A 16,602-nucleotide genomic window follows, 5' to 3' on the forward strand; every position below is an offset into this window, starting at 1 on the left:
AGCTTGGTCATACGCAGGGCCTCGCTGCTTGCCGGCGACTGGTTCCCCACCCCGGCCTGTTGGGAGACGGCTGGGAGCCGTGCCTATCATTGCTTGCGTGAGGGCCCTGTTCACTGTCGGCCACGGGACCGCTTCCCAGGCGGAGTTCGCCTCGCGCCTGCAGGATGCCTGCGTGACGTCGCTGGTGGATGTCCGGATCGGTCCGGGCAGCAGGAAGCACCCCCACTTCGGCAAGGACTCCATGGAGGCGTGGCTGCCGGAAGCGGGAATCAGCTACCGGTGGGAACGGCGGCTGGGCGGCTTCCGCAAGCTTCCTCCCGACTCCCCCGATACCGCCCTGCGCAACGAGTCGTTCCGGGCCTACGCCGCCTACATGCGCACCGCGGACTTCGGCGCTGCAGCGGAAGAGCTCGTTGCTGCGGCACAGTCGGAACAGACCGCCATCATGTGCAGCGAAACCGTGTGGTGGCGCTGCCACCGCAGGCTCATCGCGGACCATTGCCTGCTGCTCGCCGGGCTGCCCGTTGCACACCTGATGCCGCCGGCCAAGTCCACCCCGCACGTCCCCACCCAGGGCGTGAGGGTCCTGGGGAATGTGCTGCGGTACGACGTCCTGGATTGATGCTTGCGGCGATGCAGCCGGGCCTCTTGACGCAGCGGCACGGGGGTTTTAGCGTCAATACCGATATCCCGTTCAGCCGAAACCCGGGGGCATCCCGTGCCAATGTCCGAAGAGGAACGGCGGCTGCTCAAGGAGCTGGAGCTGGGGCTGATCGCCGACGACCCCCATCTGGCCATGGAGCTGCTCTCCGGCTACCCCGCGCCCCGGTTCAGGGCAGACCTCTTTTTCGGCGCGCTCGCCGGGCTTGCCGGGCTGGTGCTGCTGATCGCCGGCGTCAGCGGCCAGATCGTTGCGCTGGTGGTCCTGGGGCTTTCACTCGTGGGGCTGGGCACCGGCCTGCTGCTCAGCAAGCCTTTCCCCGGCCGGAGACGGCGGCCGGAGGGTCACGCGGGCTGACTGCCGCGGTGCCAGGATAAAGAGGCTGAAGAGGACGACGGCGGCGCCAAGCCAGCCATGCGGGGGCAGCCGCTCACCCACCACCAGAACCGCCAGCAGCGCGGCCACCACCGTTTCAAGCAGGGATATTCCGGTGGCCATGCTGGCCCGGATCCTGGCCAGGCCCCACCCAAAAAGGACGTACCCGGCAAACATGGGGACCAGTGCCATATAGGCGCCCACGGAAAAATTGATCCATGACTCAAGCAGGGGCCTGCCCGTGACCGCCAGCACGGGCATCAGCAGCACCCCCCCGAGCCCAAAGACGGCCCCCATGGCCGCCCGCGACGACAGCCCGCCGCCGATCAAGCGGTGGGCCGCCCAGGAATAGAGGGCATAGGTGGCGCCGGCGAGCAGGCCCAGGGCTATCCCGGCCAGGGACGCCCAGGAACCGCCGGGGGAACCGGCGGGCGCGTGCCCGGCGAAGGACAGCAAGGCTGCGCCCGAGACGCCCAATACCGCTCCCGCGATCCACCGGCGGGTGAGCAGTTTGCCGTCGGCGAAACGCTCGATGAGTGCGGCCGCCACCGGCGCCGAGCCGATGGATACCACCGTGCCCACCGCCACGCCGGAAAGACGCATGGAGCTGTAGAAGGCCAACGGATAGACGGCCACCGCCACCGCGCCCAGCGACACCAGACGCCAGCGCGCCAGCAGGCCCGGCCACTGCCCCGTTATGGCGTTGGCTGCGTACAGTGCCTGCAGCAGCCCGCCGACTCCCATGGCCACGGCACCGACGGCCAGCGGACTCACGGATGGCGCGAAGGTGGCAGCCGTGCCCGTGGTGCCCCACAGCACCGAAGCCGCCGCCACGCACAGGGCGCCCCAGAGCGTCGCGTTGGACGAACCGTTTACCGAACCGTTGGCCGAACCCGCTGACGCGCTCACAGGTCCGCCAGCAGCCGGGAAGCGATCATCCGGCACTCTTTCAGGCACGCGTCGTCGCCCTCAAGCCCGGCCCGGGCCATTGCACCCTCTAAGAGGAAGGCCAGGTGCCGGGCCAGCCCTGCAACGCGCGGCTCCTCCCCCGGCAGCAAATCGGCAACATGCCGCGCCAGCAGTTCCTCAACCTCTTCCTTGTGTTTCCGGACCGCCAGCCGGCCGGGCGCACCTGCCGGCAGCTCCGCCGCTGCATTGAGCAGTCCGCATCCTCGAAAGCCGTTGAGGTAGGCAACGTTGGCATGGTCCGCGTAGGCGTCAAAGACTGCCAGCACCCGTTCGCCCGGATTCCGGGCGTTTTCGAGCCGCCGCCTGTACAGCTCCAGCCATTCCGCGTGCCGGGCTTCGAGGTATGCAGCTACCAGCTCAGCCTTGGAAGCGAAGTTGTTGTAGAGGCTCTTCTTGGCCACCCCGGCTTCGGCGGTGATGGCGTCGATGCCGGTGGCAGCCACGCCCCGCGAATAGAAAAGCCGCGCCGCAGCCTCAAGCAGCAGCGCGCGGGCCGGCCGCTTTGACGGCGCAGGGGTGTGCGCAACGGTACTCCGGGCAGACAAAAGGCTCCTTCGGGAACGGCAGTAGGTAGGTCAGTCTACCTAGAACTTGGTTCGGGAATATCCGTGCCCAACGTTCTGTTGTTGCTCTGTTCAAGACGAACTGCTTCCAGCCGACAGGAGAACGCACCAATGTCAGTTGACTACGACGCTCCCCGGGTAACGCCCGAGGAAGAGCCGAACAGCGGCTTCGAGGAGCTGAAAACCGAGAAGTCGGGCCGAAGGGAGGCCATTGCCGACGTCGACGAAACGGACCTCGCGGACAACTTCGAGCTGCCCGGAGCGGACCTGTCCAACGAGGAACTGCTGATCCAGGTGGTGCCAGTCCAGGCCGACGAATTCACCTGTATGTCCTGCTTCCTGGTGCACCACCGAAGCCAGCTCGCCAGGGAAAAGGACGGCCGGAAGTACTGCAAGGAGTGTGAGTCCTAGGCTTACCAGGCAATGCGGAAGCGGAGCTGCGCCGCTTCCGCCACCATTTAGGCAACGTTGGGCTTTCACTCATTGGAATCCCATCTCGTGACTAACGGTGCCCGCCAGCCATGATGTAGGTCACGCTCCGGCGATGGCCGGCCGATTGGAAAGAAGGAACCCATGTCCCTCAGCGTTGAGGAAATGAACAAGCAGCTGCCGGTTGCCAACGCGCTGCCCGGCGAAGCCGTCCCCTACTACATGGCCTCGGGCGAGGGCGCACGCTACGAAATTAACGGCCAGCTGGTTACTGTCATTGCCCGTGCAGCGGATACCGGCGGCATCTTCAGTGCCGCCTACATTTCGGGGGGCATGGGGGCAGAGTCGCCGTTCGTCAGCCACAAGGTGGAGCACAAGACGCTCTACGTTTTCGACGGCGTCCTGCACGTCTGGCTGCCCGGCGAAAGCCGCATCCTGACCCCTGGGGATTCTGTGGTCATTCCCCCGAACACGCCTCACGCGTACCGGATGGCCAGCCACTACACCCGCTTCCTGAACTGGATGACGCCGGGCGGGGCCGAGGCCTACTACGAGCGGGTGGGCACGCCCATCGATTCGCACGTTCCCCCGGTCCGCGCAGGCCGGACGGTCGGCCGCCAGGAACAGGCTGAGGTGGGCGCTGAATTCGGCATCACCTTCCCGGACGTGGAACGCGTTACCCCCACGTTCAAGCACGACGCCGGCCTGCCGCCCACGCAGAGCCCCTACTTCCTCAGCGCCCACGAGGGCGAGCGCCTGGCCAGCTACCAGACGATGTTCACCTACCTGTCCCGGCCGGCCAACACCGGCTCGAACTACTTCGCCGTGCATACCAAGGGAGCCAAGACGCCCTACATTCCGCTGCACTTCCACTCGGAACACACGGAGAACTTCATCTGCACGGAAGGCCGCATGTGGCTGTACGCCAACGGCCGGGAAATGCTGCTTACCAAGGGCGACTTTGTCCACGCCCCGGCCGGCACCGTCCACTCCTTCGCCCTGGACTCCCACAACACCCAGATGCTGGGCTTCCTCACACCGTCGGTGTTCAACGGGTTCTTCGAGTACTTCAACAAGCCCACTGACGACTACATGTACACCGAAGGCGGGACCCCCTACATGGACATGGAGGGTTTCGGACGTGCCCAGGCAGAGATGGACCTCACCGTGGTGGGCCCGCCGCCCCAGCGCCGCACGGCGCTGGAGCTCTCCTAGCGCTCCAAGTAACCCATTCAAAAACCAATGGCCCGGACCTCCGAGAGGAAGTCCGGGCCATTTGGGTTTTAAGAACTATCGACTGCTGAGTAGGTGTCGTTATGGACCCTGAAAACGGCAGTTATGGAGCAATGGATGGATATTGCTTCACCAGTTCGCGGCCGTAGTCGTTCCCGTTGGGTGTGCGGAGCACGGTGTGCATGTGGAACGGGGCAGGCTGGTCATTGTCCAGGAAGACGCCGGTGTGGTGGTCGAGCTCCAGTACCACCACGGGACTCTGCAGCCGGAAGTAGAACGCGTCCTGCCCTTCCCAGCCGCCGATCCAGCTGAAAAAGGTTTCGCCGTACTGCTCGCGGATCTCCCGACGGCGGGCGGCGCGGGGGCCTGCAGGCAAGTAGGCAATAAAGTCGTCCACCACGGCGTCCAGGATGGTGCGGGCTTCCGCCGGCATGCCGCTGACCCGGATGCCTTCATAGGGAATCACCCGGTTGTCCTGGAAACACCCGCCCAAATGGCGTTCGTCGCCGGGATGGATGCGGCCTTCCGGCATTGCCGGATCCACCATTGCTTCATACACGGTGGCCTCCGCCCGCAGGTCCGCCGGCAGTGCCTCCATCAGTTCGCGGGCCAGGGCGATCCGCTCCTTGAACACCCGGACGCCCTTGTACGGCCCGTCGTCGATCATGTCCGGCTCGGCGCCCATGAACACCGGGGAGATCACCAGCTGGGTTCCCGCCACCAGGCAGTTGAGCGCGGCATGGTGGCCGAAGATCTGCCATCCCCAGGGCTCAGTTTCGGACGGCTCGCCGTACAGCGCGAAGTTGTAGCTGAACTCGTTCATCAGCAGCGGCAGATCCACCAGGTCCCCCAGGAACCCGTTGATGCGCATCAGGTTGCGGACCAGGTCAAAGCCCTCGGCGCTCAGGGACGCCTCCACCACGGCCAGGGCAGCGTCGCGGACCGGCGTTTCCAGCTCATCCAGCCGCAGGCCGGTGTCGTGCTGCATGAATTCCGGGTTGGCCCAGCTCTGCCATTCCGGGGCGTCCACGGCATAGGTGAGCTTTTTCGCCTGTTCGGGCGCCACCACCCCCAGGAGCTTCCGGGCTGCTGCCACCATCTCAGCGGTGGGTGCCTCCTCGCCGGACCGGGCCGGCGCCAGCGGGAACAAACCCCCACGCCGCACGCCGTCACTGGTGATGCCCACGAAGGGTTGCGGGTACAGCTTCTTCCAGCCCTCGATCATGGGACCGGCAAAGGAGTCCCGCGTGGCGGCCTCCGCGTACTCGCGGGCATCCAGGCCCCTGATCTCCGCGACGCGGGGATGGTCGGGGGCAAAGAGGTAATCACGGAATGACGGCGTCGACATAGCTGCTCCTGGCTTCGTCCTGGCTGCTGAATGATGTTCCCTGTGGCAAAGCCCCGGCTGGTGCGAAGCCCGCTGCAACGGTCAGGGCTGCCGCTGCGGCCTCGGCTGAACTCCCGCGCCACGCCACGTGCTGGTCGGGACGGACCAGCACCGCGGGGGCGCCCCACAGTTCGGACAGCGGGGTGCCGTCGTCGGCCGGCCCCACCATGGCTACCGTTACCGGAATGCCCTGCCGGGCACCGGCCTCCAATACCTCTGCGAAGGCATGGCCTCCGTGCATCCCGCCCGGCGCGCCGTCGTCGGCCATAAGCGTGAAGCCGCCGCCCAGCCGGCTGTACAGGGACGTGGAATCCTGCAGCCAGGCGTGCGGAAGCAGTGCACCGGGGGTGGCGGAAGCAACGTAGCGGATCGGGTCCTCGGCAGGGACCGGGGCCCCGTCCGGCACCACTGCCGGGGACTCAGCGTAGGCATAGCCCAGCACCAGGCCCAGGGAATCAAACTCGCTCTGCTTAACAGCGAGGGCTTCATGCGCCGCCTGCCGCGCCGCAACGCCCTCGGGGCCGTGGCCGGCAAGCCGGGGATCGGCGAAGTGGTAGGCCAGGGCCTTGCCGTTTGCCGCGGCGTCGCGGATGGTCCGCGCCGCAACCGGGCGCCGCTCCAGGCCGTAGCTGTCCAGGAGCCGGGGGTTTGCCCAGCCCTGTATGACCCCTGCAAGCTTCCAGGCCAGGTTGGCGGCATCGCCCACGCAGGTGTTGAAGCCATGCCCTCCCCAGGGCGGGTTCAGGTGGGCCGCATCGCCCACCAGGAAGATGTTGCCGCGGCTGTACTCGGGGGCCAGCAGCATCCGGGCTGTCCACGGATCAGTGGCCACCACGTCCACGTCCACGTCCGCGCCCACCAGGGAACGGACCAGGGCCGCGGCGTCGCCGGGGGCTACATCCTTGCCGGGATCCACGCCCTGGATGATGGCCCACCAGGTCTCAGCCAGGTCCATCCGTCCCACCATGCCGGCGGCCTCTGATCCAACCACCCAGTACTGGACGGCAGAATCCAGGGTGATGGCCTGGCCAAGCTCCTTCGACCGGAACAGGATGCTGATGTTGGACAGGGCGGCAGAACTGCCTTCCAGGCGGATACCCAGGCTGCGGCGCACCGCGGAGGACCCGCCGTCCGCGCCCACCACGTATCTGCTCCGGATGGTTGCCGTGCTGCCGGAGGCGTCCGCCATTACCACGGCGTACAGCGGCGCGGCACCGTGAGCTGCGGCGCCTTGGACATCCGGGCCCTCCAGTTCCTGCACGTCCAGGACGCTCCACCCGGTAACGAACGTCACCAGCGGGTTGCGGGCTGCGGCGGCGCGGAGCACCTCCTCGAGGACAGGCTGGGGGACCTGCTGCCCGCATTCGGGCTGCGGGCCATAACGGCCGGGAACCAGCTGGAATGCGTTCCGGAACCGGCGCAGCTCATGGGCTGCGGGTCCGGCCAGGCGGGTGCAGAATATGACGTCCTGCGCATAGTCCACCGGAAGCGGCGCCGCTGCGCGCAGTGCGTCCGCCAGGCCGAGCCGGCGCAGGTGCGTCATGGTGCGCGCGTTGGTGGTTTTGGCCCGCGGCCTGGTGTGGTCCACGGATCCGCGGGGTTCAATCACGGTGCTGGAGATGCCGCGCGCCGCGAGGTCCAGGGCCAGGAACAGTCCGCTCGGCCCCCCGCCGGAAATCAGGACCTGCGCTTCCCCCGGGATCTGCTCCCGGACGGCGGCGGCCAGGGCGCCCATCAGGCACGGCTCCGGAGCGAGGTGTCTCCCACCGGAGTGACCAGGGTGCCGAGCCTGTCGATTTCCACCTCAACTGTGTCGCCGGGCTGCAGGAGCCACTGCGGGGTGCGGGCGTAACCGACGCCTTCCGGGGTGCCGGTGGCGATCACGTCACCGGGATGCAGGGTGAACGTCTGGCTGATCAACGCAATGGTTTCCGGAACGGAGAAGATCATGTCCCTGGTGTTGCCGTTCTGGGCCTCTACGCCGTTGACCCGGGTCCGGACCTGGAGCCCGTCGCGGAGGTCCCCCACCTCGTCCCGGCTGACCAGCGGTCCGAGGGGGCCGCTGAAGTCGCCGTTCTTGCCCAGTGTCCACTGCGAAGTGAGTTTCTGCGCGGTGCGGGAGGTGATGTCGTTGAAGGTTGAGTAGCCGAAGACGGCCCGCTCCGCGGTTGCCTCGTCCGCGGATTCCACCCGCTGCCCGATGTACGCGGCAACTTCGCCCTCCCAGTCCAGGCCTGCTTCACCGGCGGGTACCGGTACCGGCACGTTGCCTACGGACAAGGACGCCGTCCAGCGGCCGAACAGGGTGGGGTACGGCGGCAGCTCCTGGTCCTTGTAGCTTCCCTCGGCTGCGTGGGCCTTGTAGTTCAGGCCCACGCAGATGACCCGTGCGGAGGCGGGGACGAGGGGCACTTCGGTGACGCTGCTCCGCTCCAGCCAGCTGTCGGCGTCGGCCGCGCTGGAAGCGGACTCAGTGGAAGCGGGCGGCGCCTCAGGTGAGAGCGAGGCGGCTTTGTCCTGCCAGCCGCTGGGGTCGGACCAGAAATCGTTGACCGGGGCGAGCGGGAAAACCCGGGAGTCCACGAGGGCTGCTGCCCAGGGTTCTCCGTGGTGGGTGATGCCGATGAACTGCATGGAGGGGCCTTTCAGGTCTTGCCGGGCACGAGCGGGCCGGCGGTTTGCGAAGAGATCAGTGCTTCTGCGCCTGGCGGCGGAAGAAATCTATGGTGGCCGCGGTGGCCTGCCGTGCGGCGGCCTGGCTCCCGTCTGGCAGGGACCACATGTGGTCCGCACCTTCGATCAGGAGAAGTTCGACGCCGGCTCCCGCACTTTGAAGCGCTTCGGCCAGACTGGCGGACTGGGCCGCAGGGACGAACCGGTCAGCTGTGCCGTGGATGAGGAGGAACGGCGGGGCGCACTCATGCACGTAGGTGATGGGGCTGGCCGCCGCCGCTAAATCGGGCGCGTCGGCGGGCTGGGCGCCGATGAGCAGCGCTTCGCGGGAGCCGGGGTCGTCCGCGCGGGCGACGGCGTCGGGCCGGGCCTGCCGTCCCATGCTGGCCAGGTCCGTGGGCGGGTACCAGGCAGCGACAGCCGCGACGCGGTCGTCAGTTTGACTGGTTCCCTTCTCGACGGCTCCTGTTGTGAGCCCCACCAGGCTGGCCAGATGGCCGCCGGCCGAATCGCCCCAGGCGTAGATCCGGTCCGGATCCAGGTTGTAGTGCGCAGCATTCGTGCGGAGCCACCGGACTGCGGCCTTGGCGTCCAAAAGCTGGGCCGGGAAGGTGGCAGCGGCGCTGAGCCGGTAGTCGGCGGACGCCACCACGAAGCCGGCTTCCACCAGCTGCTCGATGGGGCTCAGGCCGAAGCCATCCACGGTGGGTCCGAGCGATGACCGCTCCCCCGTCCGCCATCCGCCGCCGTGGAAGTGGATGACAGCGGGGAATCCTGGGCCGCCTGCCTCCGAGTCCTGGTCAGCGCCAGCATATGAACCGGCGGGCAGGTACAGGTCCAGCAGCAACGGGGTTGCACCCCCCGGATGGGAAAACTCGATCCCCTTCAGGACCTGCCCTGCCGTCATCGTTGACTCCATTGTGTGCCGCGCCGTTTCTATCCCCGCCGGCCGCTGCTGCAGACCGCGTCTTCACTCAACTGTGGGGCATGGCTGGCGGTGTCCGCGTGGGCGGTTTCACTGAATGAAACAGCATCACGCTGCCGTGGCGGCAGCCAGTTCCCTGGCCAGGAAGTCCAGGGCCGCCTGCCCTTCCGGCAGGCCGGCGGTGTGGTTGAGGTGGCCATGGACAGCGCCTTCGGCAAGGAAGAGGGACACCGGAACCGCGGCGCGCTCTAAAGCCGAGGCAAAGAGCTCGGTGGAGCCGCGGGCGTCGTCGTACTCGCAGGCAAGCAGCGCGGTGGGTGGAAGCCCGGCGGGATCGGCGTAGCCGGGCATCGCGTAGGACGGTGCCATGCTGACCGGGCCGCCAACATAATTTTCCGCCGTCCGGATGCAGTCCTCCAGGGTGAACCGCAGGTGGCGCGGAAGCCCCGCCATGACCGCCTCGTCCAGTCCGCCGGCCGGCGGCGGGAGCTCGGCATCCAGGAAGGGGTAGGCCAGCAGCAGCTTGGCAGGCAGCGGCTTGCCGGCGTCGATCAGGTAGAGCGCTGCGCCCACGGCCAGGTTGCCGCCGGCACCGGCACCGCCCAGGCACAACAAACCAGGATTCAGCCCCAGGGATTCGGCGTTCTTCCGGGCCCAAAACCACCCGGCCAACGCGTCGTCGTGCGGGATGGGGAAGGACACGCCGTCGCGGGCCAGCCGGTAGTCCACCGACAGCACCGGCGTGCCCCGGTCCGCCAGTACCCGTGCCAGGTAATCGGATTCGGGGATGTCCACGCTGCCGCTGACAAATCCGCCGCCGTGCAACCACACGAGGGCGGGGCTGTCCGTGCCGGCCGGTTCGCCATAGATCCGGACGGCCACCGGACCGTGCCGCCCGACGGCCTCTACGGTGCGGATGGGGACATCAGGCCCCGGGGTCCGGACGGCGTCCGGGTTGAGGAACTGCGGCCCCTCGGGGCTGGCAAGGTATTCGGCGAAACCGGCGGCGATCTGTCCGTGCGTCCCGGCCGGGGCAGCCTCGGGGGAAGTAGGTGCTGGTTCTGTTCGTGGTGTCATGGTGTTCCCAGCTTCCGGGAGAAGTAGTCGACGGCGGCGGCCAGGATGGCGTCCAGCTGGTCCTCCGCACCAAAGAAGCAGTGGTCCCCGCCTTTGATGGTCACCACCTCATGCTCTACTCCGGCGTCCGCGAGCGCGGCCGCGAGGAGGTCGGTCTGGGCATGCGGCACCAGGCCATCGCTGTCGCCATGGACCAGCAGGAACGGCGGCGCGCCGGGCGAGACGTAGCTGACCGGGCTGGCGGCCGCGAGCAGGTCCCGGTTGGCGGAGCCGCCCACCAGCATCGGTCCGGGCTGCAGGGACATCCCTGCCGGAACCGCTGCCGTCAAAGCTGGCGGAAAGAGTCCGTCCGGAGTGTCCATGGGCGGGATATCCACCAGTGAGGAGACGCCGTAAAAGTCGACGACGGCGCTGACGCCGCTTGGGTGCCCCTGCGCACCCAGGCCGCCGTCAAGGTCCTGCCGGTTCCCGGTCAGTCCGAGCGTGGCCACGAGGTGGCCGCCGGCAGACTCACCCCAGGCTCCGAAGCGGGCAGGGTCCACGCCGAGGTCCGCCGAGAATTTCCGCAGGTAGCGGACGGCCGCCTTCAGATCGTGCAGCTGCGCCGGAAACGGTGCTTCCAGCGAGTGCCGGTAGTCGACTGTGGCGCAGGCGATGCCGGCCTCATTGAGCAGCCGGAACACGGAGTCGGGGGCAAAGGTGGGCGGCAGCTCGCGACGGTCCCCCAGCTGGAAGGCGCCGCCGTGCACCCACACCACCAGCGGAACGGGGCCGGTTGCCTGCCGGGGCAGCCAGATGTCCATCTTCAACGGCCGGAAACCCATGGCACGTGCGTAGGTGACTTCCCGGTGCACCGCGGAAACGTCCGAGGCGTTTTCGGGAACACCCGGTGCGTCGAAGACGGGGAACGGCGGAACGTCCACGCCGCCCGGGCGGGTGGTGTCAAGCGTCTCGGTGGCTGGAACCGCGGTCATAGTGTGCTCCTTGCTGGGTGGAAGTGTGGACTCTTGCTGCCGTCGGCGGCAAGGAAGGAATGGGCCCCCGGGCCGACGACGGCTACAGGTTCACCGGGAAGCCGGACTTCGGCGGTGGTGCCGGAAGGTACCGTGGCGCCAAGTGCCAGCACGCCGTCGTCGATCTCCCATGCCACGTCAATGCGTCCCTGCGGACCCGTATGGGACGTCGCAGCGGAGGACAGGCCGGCACCCGGCCGCGGCTCGATGATGATCCGTTGGTACCCCGCGCTGCCGGGCGCCTGCCGGAGGCCGGCCGTGTAGCGGTGCAGGAAGGACACCACAGCGCCCTTGCTGTAGTGGTTCAGGGACTGGTGCGGGGCGCCGCCGGCGTCGAGGCCGTTCCACAGCTCCCACATGGTGGTGGCACCGCGGTCCACCATGACCAGCCATGAGGGCTCGGAATCCTGCATGAGGAGTTCGTAGGCGAGGTCCAGTTCACCGTTGTCCGCCAGGACGGGCAGCAGGTAGGGCGTGGCCAGGAAGCCTGTGCCCACGTGGGTGCCGGCTTCCCGGATGAGTGAAACCAGCTGGGCGGTAACGCTGGAACGGTGCTGCGGGCTGACCAGGTCAAAGGCGAGCGCCCGGACACAGTTCGCCTGGCTTGGCTGGGTTACCTGGCCGGCCGGGTCCAGGTATTCCTTTTCCCACGCCTGCCGGATGTTTTCCGAAAGGTTTGCCAGCGCCCGCGCTTCCTCCGGCCTGCCCAGGACCGCAGCAGCCTGGGCCATGACCGCAGTGGTGTTCCGGTAATAGGCGGTTGCCACGATGCCGTGGTCTGCGGAGCGGGCGGCGAACAGGTCCGGTTCCGGACCGTCCGGCTCCATCCATTCGCCGAAGTGGAAACCGGTGTCCCACAGGTACTTTTCGTGCGGCGCTGGAACCGCGCCGGCGGCGGTGACTGACGGGTGCCGCTGGGTTTCCGCAGTGGTCCGGACAAAGCCAAGCCAACGGTTCATCGCGTCCCAGTTTTCGGCCAGGATCCCCGCGTCACCGGTAGCCAGGTACAACTCCCACGGCACCATCGCGATCGCGTCGCCCCAGCCGCAGGACCCGTTGGTGAACGCCATGAACTCAGCGGAGGTAAACCCGGGGCCCGGAGACGGCGAGATATTAACGATGACGCCGTTTTCCCACTGGTCGGCGCGGACATCCCGGAGCCATTTCCGCGAGAAACCGGTGACGTCGTAGAGGTACGCGGCGGTGGGCACAAACAGCTGCCAGTCCCCGGTCCAGCCTGCCTTTTCGCGTTGCGGGCAGTCGGTGGGAACCTCGCAGGCGTTGTCCCGGAAGCTCCATTGGACGATGTCATGAAGCTTGTTGAGCCGCGGGTCGCTGCAGGTGAAGCTGCCCACGGGTTCCAGGTCCGTGTGGACCAAACAGGCGGTGATGTCTTCCGCCGCCAGGTCCGTGGTGAGGCCCTGGACGGACACGTACTGGAAGCCGTGGGTGGTATGGCGGGGTTCGAACACTTCCCCCGGAGCGCCCGACGCCGTCACCACGTCAACCTGGCCGGCAGGCAGGAACTGGCCCGGGCGCCGGAAGTCGTGCGGGCGCAGGTGGTCCTGGGTAACATCGCCTGTGGCATCAAGAGCTTCGCCGTACACGAGGGTTACCGCCTCGCCCGGCCCGCCCAGCGTGGAGAGCCGCACCCAGCCGTGGATGTTCTGGCCGAAGTCCACCACCTGGCGGCCGCTGGCCAGCCTGGTGACGGAGACCGGCGGGAATTCCTCCACGATCCGGGTGGGCGGGGCCACCGGGCCGGTCAGTGTTCCGTAACTGCAGTTAAGGACGACGGCGGCACCGGCCTCCGCCGCGGCACTTGCGCAAGGTGCGGCGTCGTCGGCCGTGCCCTCCAGCGCGCGGAAGTCCGTCCGCTGCCCTGCCATCAGGTCCGCGCCCAGGATCTCCGTCCGGGACACCCGCCACGACCCGTCGGTGCCGATGACCGTCCTGTTGTCCCCGGACTGTATCTCCAGCTGCGCAAGGAGGGCCGTGCTGCTGCCGTACATGTCGGCGTCGCGCGTGTATCCGAAGGTTCCGCGGTACCAGCCGTCGGTGAGGACGGCCCTAATGGTGTTGCCGCCGGGGCGGAGCAGTCCCGTGATGTCGTAGGCCTGGAACTGGAGGGTGGTGTTGTAGCTGGTGGAGCCGGGGGTGAGCTGCTGGTCACCGACGCGCACGCCGTTCAGGAACAGCTCGTAGATGCCGTGGGCGGTGGCGTACGCGCGGCCAGTTTCCGGAACCGTGTCCAAGGTGAAGGCCTTGTGGAGGGCGTAACCGGGGCGTTCTTCGCGGGCCGGAACGTCCGGTTCTTCCGGGCCGATCCATTGCGCCGTCCAGTCAGAGGCGTGCAGGAGTCCCAGCTCCACCGGCATGGGATCGGACCATGCGCTCGCCGTTTCGGTGCCGTCGGCGTCGGTGTTCCAGGTGCGCACCCGCCACTCGAACCGGCTGCGGGACTGCAGCGCCGGGCCGGTGTAGGGGATCAACTGGTGCCGGGCAGAGGTGACCTTTCCCGTGTCCCAGCCGTTGTCCGCCGTGATCCGGTATGCCGTCTGCTGCACCGTGCCGGCCGGCGGGGCCCAGCTCATCCGCGGTGCACTTGCCGTGATTCCAAAGGCCTCTTTCAGGTATTCAACGCGGAGCCGGGTGGGTGCCGGCCGTTCCCTGGGCTGGGTTTCGACGTCGGCGTCGAGGCTGGAGGAGGTCATTGCGGGCGGGCTCCTGAACGTGTGGCAGTAACTGTTCCAGCTTCCTGCGCGGGCACCTGCACCCCACAGCCGACTTTCATTGGTTGGAATAGTATTGTGGGGTAGCTCACGTATCAACGCAACTCACGTACAAACACTGCAAGGAAGCAAGCCATGACCGTCCAGCCGGACACCGAAACCACCCCCGCCCGCGGAAAGCGGCCCAAGCAGGGCGAACCGGTGGTGGACCGCGCCCTCAGCCTGCTCGCAGTCTTCTCCGACCGCCGTCGCGCCCTGACGCTGTCCGAGATGGCCCGCTATGCGGGGATGCCCGCACCCACCGCGCTGCGGCTGATTGCCCGGCTGGTTGCCTGGGGCGCCCTGGAAAGGCTCGACGACGGCCGGTACGTTGTGGGGGTCCGGCTGTGGGAGGTCGCGTCGCTGTCGCCGCGCGGGCATGGCGTGCGGGAAATCGCGCTCCCTTACCTGGAGGACCTTTTCGAGGTGACCAGGCACCACGTCCTGCTGGCCGTCCGCGACAACGAACAGGCGGTGCTGATCGAACGGCTGTCCTCCAAGGACGCAACCGAGGTGGCGTACCGGGTGGGCGGCCGGGCTCCGCTGCGGTCCACCGCCGTCGGCCTGGTCCTGCTGGCAGGCGCTGACCAACAATTCCAGGAGGCCATCCTGCGGAAGCCTCCCGAAAACGAGCCCGGAGTTCCGGACATGCCCGAGGGCCAGGTGCGCCGCACGCTCTCCGATGTTCGGCGCACGGGGATCGCGATGATTCGCCGCAGCCTGCCCTCCCGGACCGTTTCGGTTGCCTCGCCCGTATTCGACGCCCAGGGTTCGGTGGTGGCCGCGCTGTCCATCGTGGTCCCGGACGGGTCCACTCCCCCGAACGTCCTGGCCCCGGCAGTCCGCGCCGCGGCACGCGCCGTCTCGAGGAACCTGGGCCACCACGCGGAGGTCAGCCCCGACGTGCGGACCCACTCCCAGGGGTAGGATGCGCTGGCCCCGGTTGTCCGGGCTGGTCAGTCTGCGCCGCAGTAGTCCAGCCGCCGTACCAGGACTTCGCCTTCGATGGCGAAAACACCGAAGGCCCTACCCGTGAACGCCTTGGCGGTTTCAAAGGACCAGTGCCTGCCGTCGAGTTCAGTGAGCAGCACCTCCTCTGTGCTGGAGTGGGGCGCTGAGGAACGGACGAGAAGGCGGATTCTGTCGCCGCCTACGGCACCCGCGCTGAAATCCCGCGGTGGCGGGCTTGTCAGAATTGCCAGCTCAAGGTCCCCATCCGGCACCTTGGCCTCCCAGGAGCGTTCGAAGCTCGCCACGACCGCGCGGGCCGTGACCCTGATGGCTTCGCCTTCCCGTGCAGCTTCAATGCCGAACCAGTTATCCTCGGCGTTGCGCACGGCGAGGCCGCCAGTGCCGGCACTGACATCGAGCACCACCCTGCATTCGATGCCGAGGTGGCGCTGCCGCTGGGCGAGGAAGCTGGGCCGGGGTGCGTCCAGCGTGTTCCCTTCGCCCCGGACAACCAAGCCGCGGGGTGTGGGGTGAGCGAATTCTGAGGGCATCCTGCGGACGGCCATCCAGGCAGGATCTTCCAGGCCTGCGCCGTTGGCGAAGTCGTACTCGATCTGTTCCGGGCCTGTGCCGGCAACGTGCGGGAGGCGGGCATGGGGCCAGCCGTCGATCCACTCCACCGTGGTCAGGAAGGTCTCCCGGCCCAGGGGTGAGAATGCCTGCGTGAGCCCTACCGGACGGACGCCCAGCAGGGTCATGCCTGTTCCGCCGTCGGGAAGTTCGAAAAGGTCCGCGTGTCCGGTGTTCTGCACCGGTGATCCTTTCCCCGCCGCAGTGAGGATCGGGTTGTTCGGTGCCGGTTCGAAGGGGCCTTCCGGCCGGCGTGAGCGGGCGACTGTGACGGCATGGCCGCGGTCGGTCCCGCCTTCAGCCGCGAGCAGGTACCACCACTCGCCGCGCCGGTGGAGGTGCGGGCCTTCGGGCGCATAGAGCCCGCTGCCGGGCCACAAGGGGCGTGGCGCTTCCAGCGCTTCACCGGTGGCGAGGTCCACCCGGACCTGCTGGATCGCATCAGGGTGCCGGGCGAACGTCACATACGCGGTCCCCTCATCGTCCCAGGCGAGATCGGGGTCGATGCCGTCGACGGACGCGATGACCGTTCCGTCGCTCCAAGGCCCGGCGGGATCGGTGGCCGTGAACAGGACGCACCCGCGGCCGCCGAGGAACACAGAGACGATCAGGTAAAACACACCATCGCGGTGCCGCAGTGTTGGTGCCCAGACACCTCCCGGCGTGGGTACGTTCGCAAGCTGGACCTGGTGCTCACGCGTGGCCACGTGGCCGACAAGCCGCCAGCTTTCCAGGTCCATGCTGTGATAGATGGGAAGCGCGGGAAGGTACTCGAAGGAGGACGTGACAACGTAGTAGCCGTCCGGCGTTCTGACGATGCTCGGATCCGGGTTAAAGCCGGGAAGGATGGGGTTGGAGTACATAGGGTGGGCGTCTCCTGATCGGGAAAGCGGTGTGGCATGGGGCCTGCCTGCCGGGATCCGGACAAGCCTGGCTTCAGTACGG

At 67.8% G+C, this 16,602-nt stretch carries 15 protein-coding genes; 5 read left to right on the forward strand and 10 right to left on the reverse strand.

Features of this window, described 5'->3' with window-relative positions; translation table 11 throughout:
• Positions 1–97: 97 nt before the first annotated feature.
• Positions 98–622, forward strand: a complete 525-nt coding sequence (locus WHH00_RS16790; protein WP_406634546.1) for a DUF488 family protein — start codon at positions 98–100, stop codon at positions 620–622.
• Between the two features lie 102 nt (positions 623–724).
• Positions 725–1,018 (forward strand): DUF3040 domain-containing protein, encoded by a 294-nt coding sequence (locus tag WHH00_RS16795; protein ID WP_406634548.1) that lies wholly within the window; start codon positions 725–727, stop codon positions 1,016–1,018.
• On the opposite strand, the gene WHH00_RS16800 is transcribed toward WHH00_RS16795, so the two are convergent.
• Positions 935–1,945 (reverse strand): DMT family transporter, encoded by a 1,011-nt coding sequence (locus WHH00_RS16800; protein WP_406634550.1) that lies wholly within the window; start codon positions 1,943–1,945, stop codon positions 935–937. The genes WHH00_RS16795 and WHH00_RS16800 overlap by 84 nt on opposite strands.
• Positions 1,942–2,550, reverse strand: coding sequence for a TetR/AcrR family transcriptional regulator (locus WHH00_RS16805; RefSeq protein WP_406634552.1), 609 nt, complete (start codon positions 2,548–2,550; stop codon positions 1,942–1,944). The genes WHH00_RS16800 and WHH00_RS16805 overlap by 4 nt, the downstream gene beginning before the upstream one ends.
• Before the next feature lie 129 nt (positions 2,551–2,679).
• Between WHH00_RS16805 and WHH00_RS16810 the strand changes: the two genes are divergently transcribed.
• Both WHH00_RS16810 and WHH00_RS16815 read left to right on the forward strand, forming a co-directional pair.
• On the forward strand, positions 2,680–2,979 hold the full coding sequence (locus tag WHH00_RS16810) for a DUF4193 domain-containing protein (protein WP_231456164.1): 300 nt from the start codon (positions 2,680–2,682) through the stop codon (positions 2,977–2,979).
• A 162-nt stretch (positions 2,980–3,141) separates the two neighbouring features.
• Positions 3,142–4,212 (forward strand): quercetin 2,3-dioxygenase, encoded by a 1,071-nt coding sequence (locus WHH00_RS16815; RefSeq protein WP_406634554.1) that lies wholly within the window; start codon positions 3,142–3,144, stop codon positions 4,210–4,212.
• A gap of 121 nt (positions 4,213–4,333) precedes the next feature.
• Here the strand turns inward: WHH00_RS16815 and WHH00_RS16820 are convergent, their stop codons facing one another.
• The 7 genes from WHH00_RS16820 to WHH00_RS16850 form a co-directional block, all read right to left on the reverse strand.
• On the reverse strand, positions 4,334–5,578 hold the full coding sequence (locus tag WHH00_RS16820; protein ID WP_406634556.1) for a DUF3500 domain-containing protein: 1,245 nt from the start codon (positions 5,576–5,578) through the stop codon (positions 4,334–4,336).
• Complete coding sequence (locus WHH00_RS16825) at positions 5,556–7,352, reverse strand: FAD-dependent monooxygenase (protein WP_406634558.1); 1,797 nt, start codon at positions 7,350–7,352, stop codon at positions 5,556–5,558. Before WHH00_RS16825 ends, WHH00_RS16820 begins: the two co-directional genes overlap by 23 nt.
• On the reverse strand, positions 7,352–8,251 hold the full coding sequence (locus tag WHH00_RS16830) for a fumarylacetoacetate hydrolase family protein (protein ID WP_406634560.1): 900 nt from the start codon (positions 8,249–8,251) through the stop codon (positions 7,352–7,354). The genes WHH00_RS16825 and WHH00_RS16830 overlap by 1 nt, the downstream gene beginning before the upstream one ends.
• 55 nt (positions 8,252–8,306) lie before the next feature.
• Positions 8,307–9,197: an alpha/beta hydrolase fold domain-containing protein gene (locus WHH00_RS16835; protein ID WP_406634562.1), complete on the reverse strand. Its 891-nt coding sequence runs from the start codon at positions 9,195–9,197 to the stop codon at positions 8,307–8,309.
• A 126-nt stretch (positions 9,198–9,323) separates the two neighbouring features.
• Positions 9,324–10,292, reverse strand: a complete 969-nt coding sequence (locus WHH00_RS16840; RefSeq protein ID WP_406634564.1) for an alpha/beta hydrolase — start codon at positions 10,290–10,292, stop codon at positions 9,324–9,326.
• A complete protein-coding gene (locus tag WHH00_RS16845) occupies positions 10,289–11,266 on the reverse strand; it encodes an alpha/beta hydrolase fold domain-containing protein (protein WP_406634566.1) in 978 nt (325 codons plus the stop codon). The genes WHH00_RS16840 and WHH00_RS16845 overlap by 4 nt, the downstream gene beginning before the upstream one ends.
• Complete coding sequence (locus tag WHH00_RS16850) at positions 11,263–14,019, reverse strand: family 78 glycoside hydrolase catalytic domain (protein ID WP_406634568.1); 2,757 nt, start codon at positions 14,017–14,019, stop codon at positions 11,263–11,265. Before WHH00_RS16850 ends, WHH00_RS16845 begins: the two co-directional genes overlap by 4 nt.
• A gap of 153 nt (positions 14,020–14,172) precedes the next feature.
• Between WHH00_RS16850 and WHH00_RS16855 the strand changes: the two genes are divergently transcribed.
• Complete coding sequence (locus tag WHH00_RS16855) at positions 14,173–15,003, forward strand: IclR family transcriptional regulator (RefSeq protein ID WP_350001143.1); 831 nt, start codon at positions 14,173–14,175, stop codon at positions 15,001–15,003.
• A gap of 29 nt (positions 15,004–15,032) precedes the next feature.
• On the opposite strand, the gene WHH00_RS16860 is transcribed toward WHH00_RS16855, so the two are convergent.
• Positions 15,033–16,520 carry a family 43 glycosylhydrolase gene (locus WHH00_RS16860; protein ID WP_406634571.1) on the reverse strand — a complete coding sequence of 496 codons (1,488 nt, stop codon included), beginning with the start codon at positions 16,518–16,520 and terminating at the stop codon, positions 15,033–15,035.
• Positions 16,521–16,602 lie beyond the last annotated feature (82 nt).

The sequence above is a fragment of the Pseudarthrobacter quantipunctorum genome (assembly GCF_045291495.1).
Taxonomy (GTDB): Bacteria; Actinomycetota; Actinomycetes; order Actinomycetales; family Micrococcaceae; genus Arthrobacter; species Arthrobacter quantipunctorum.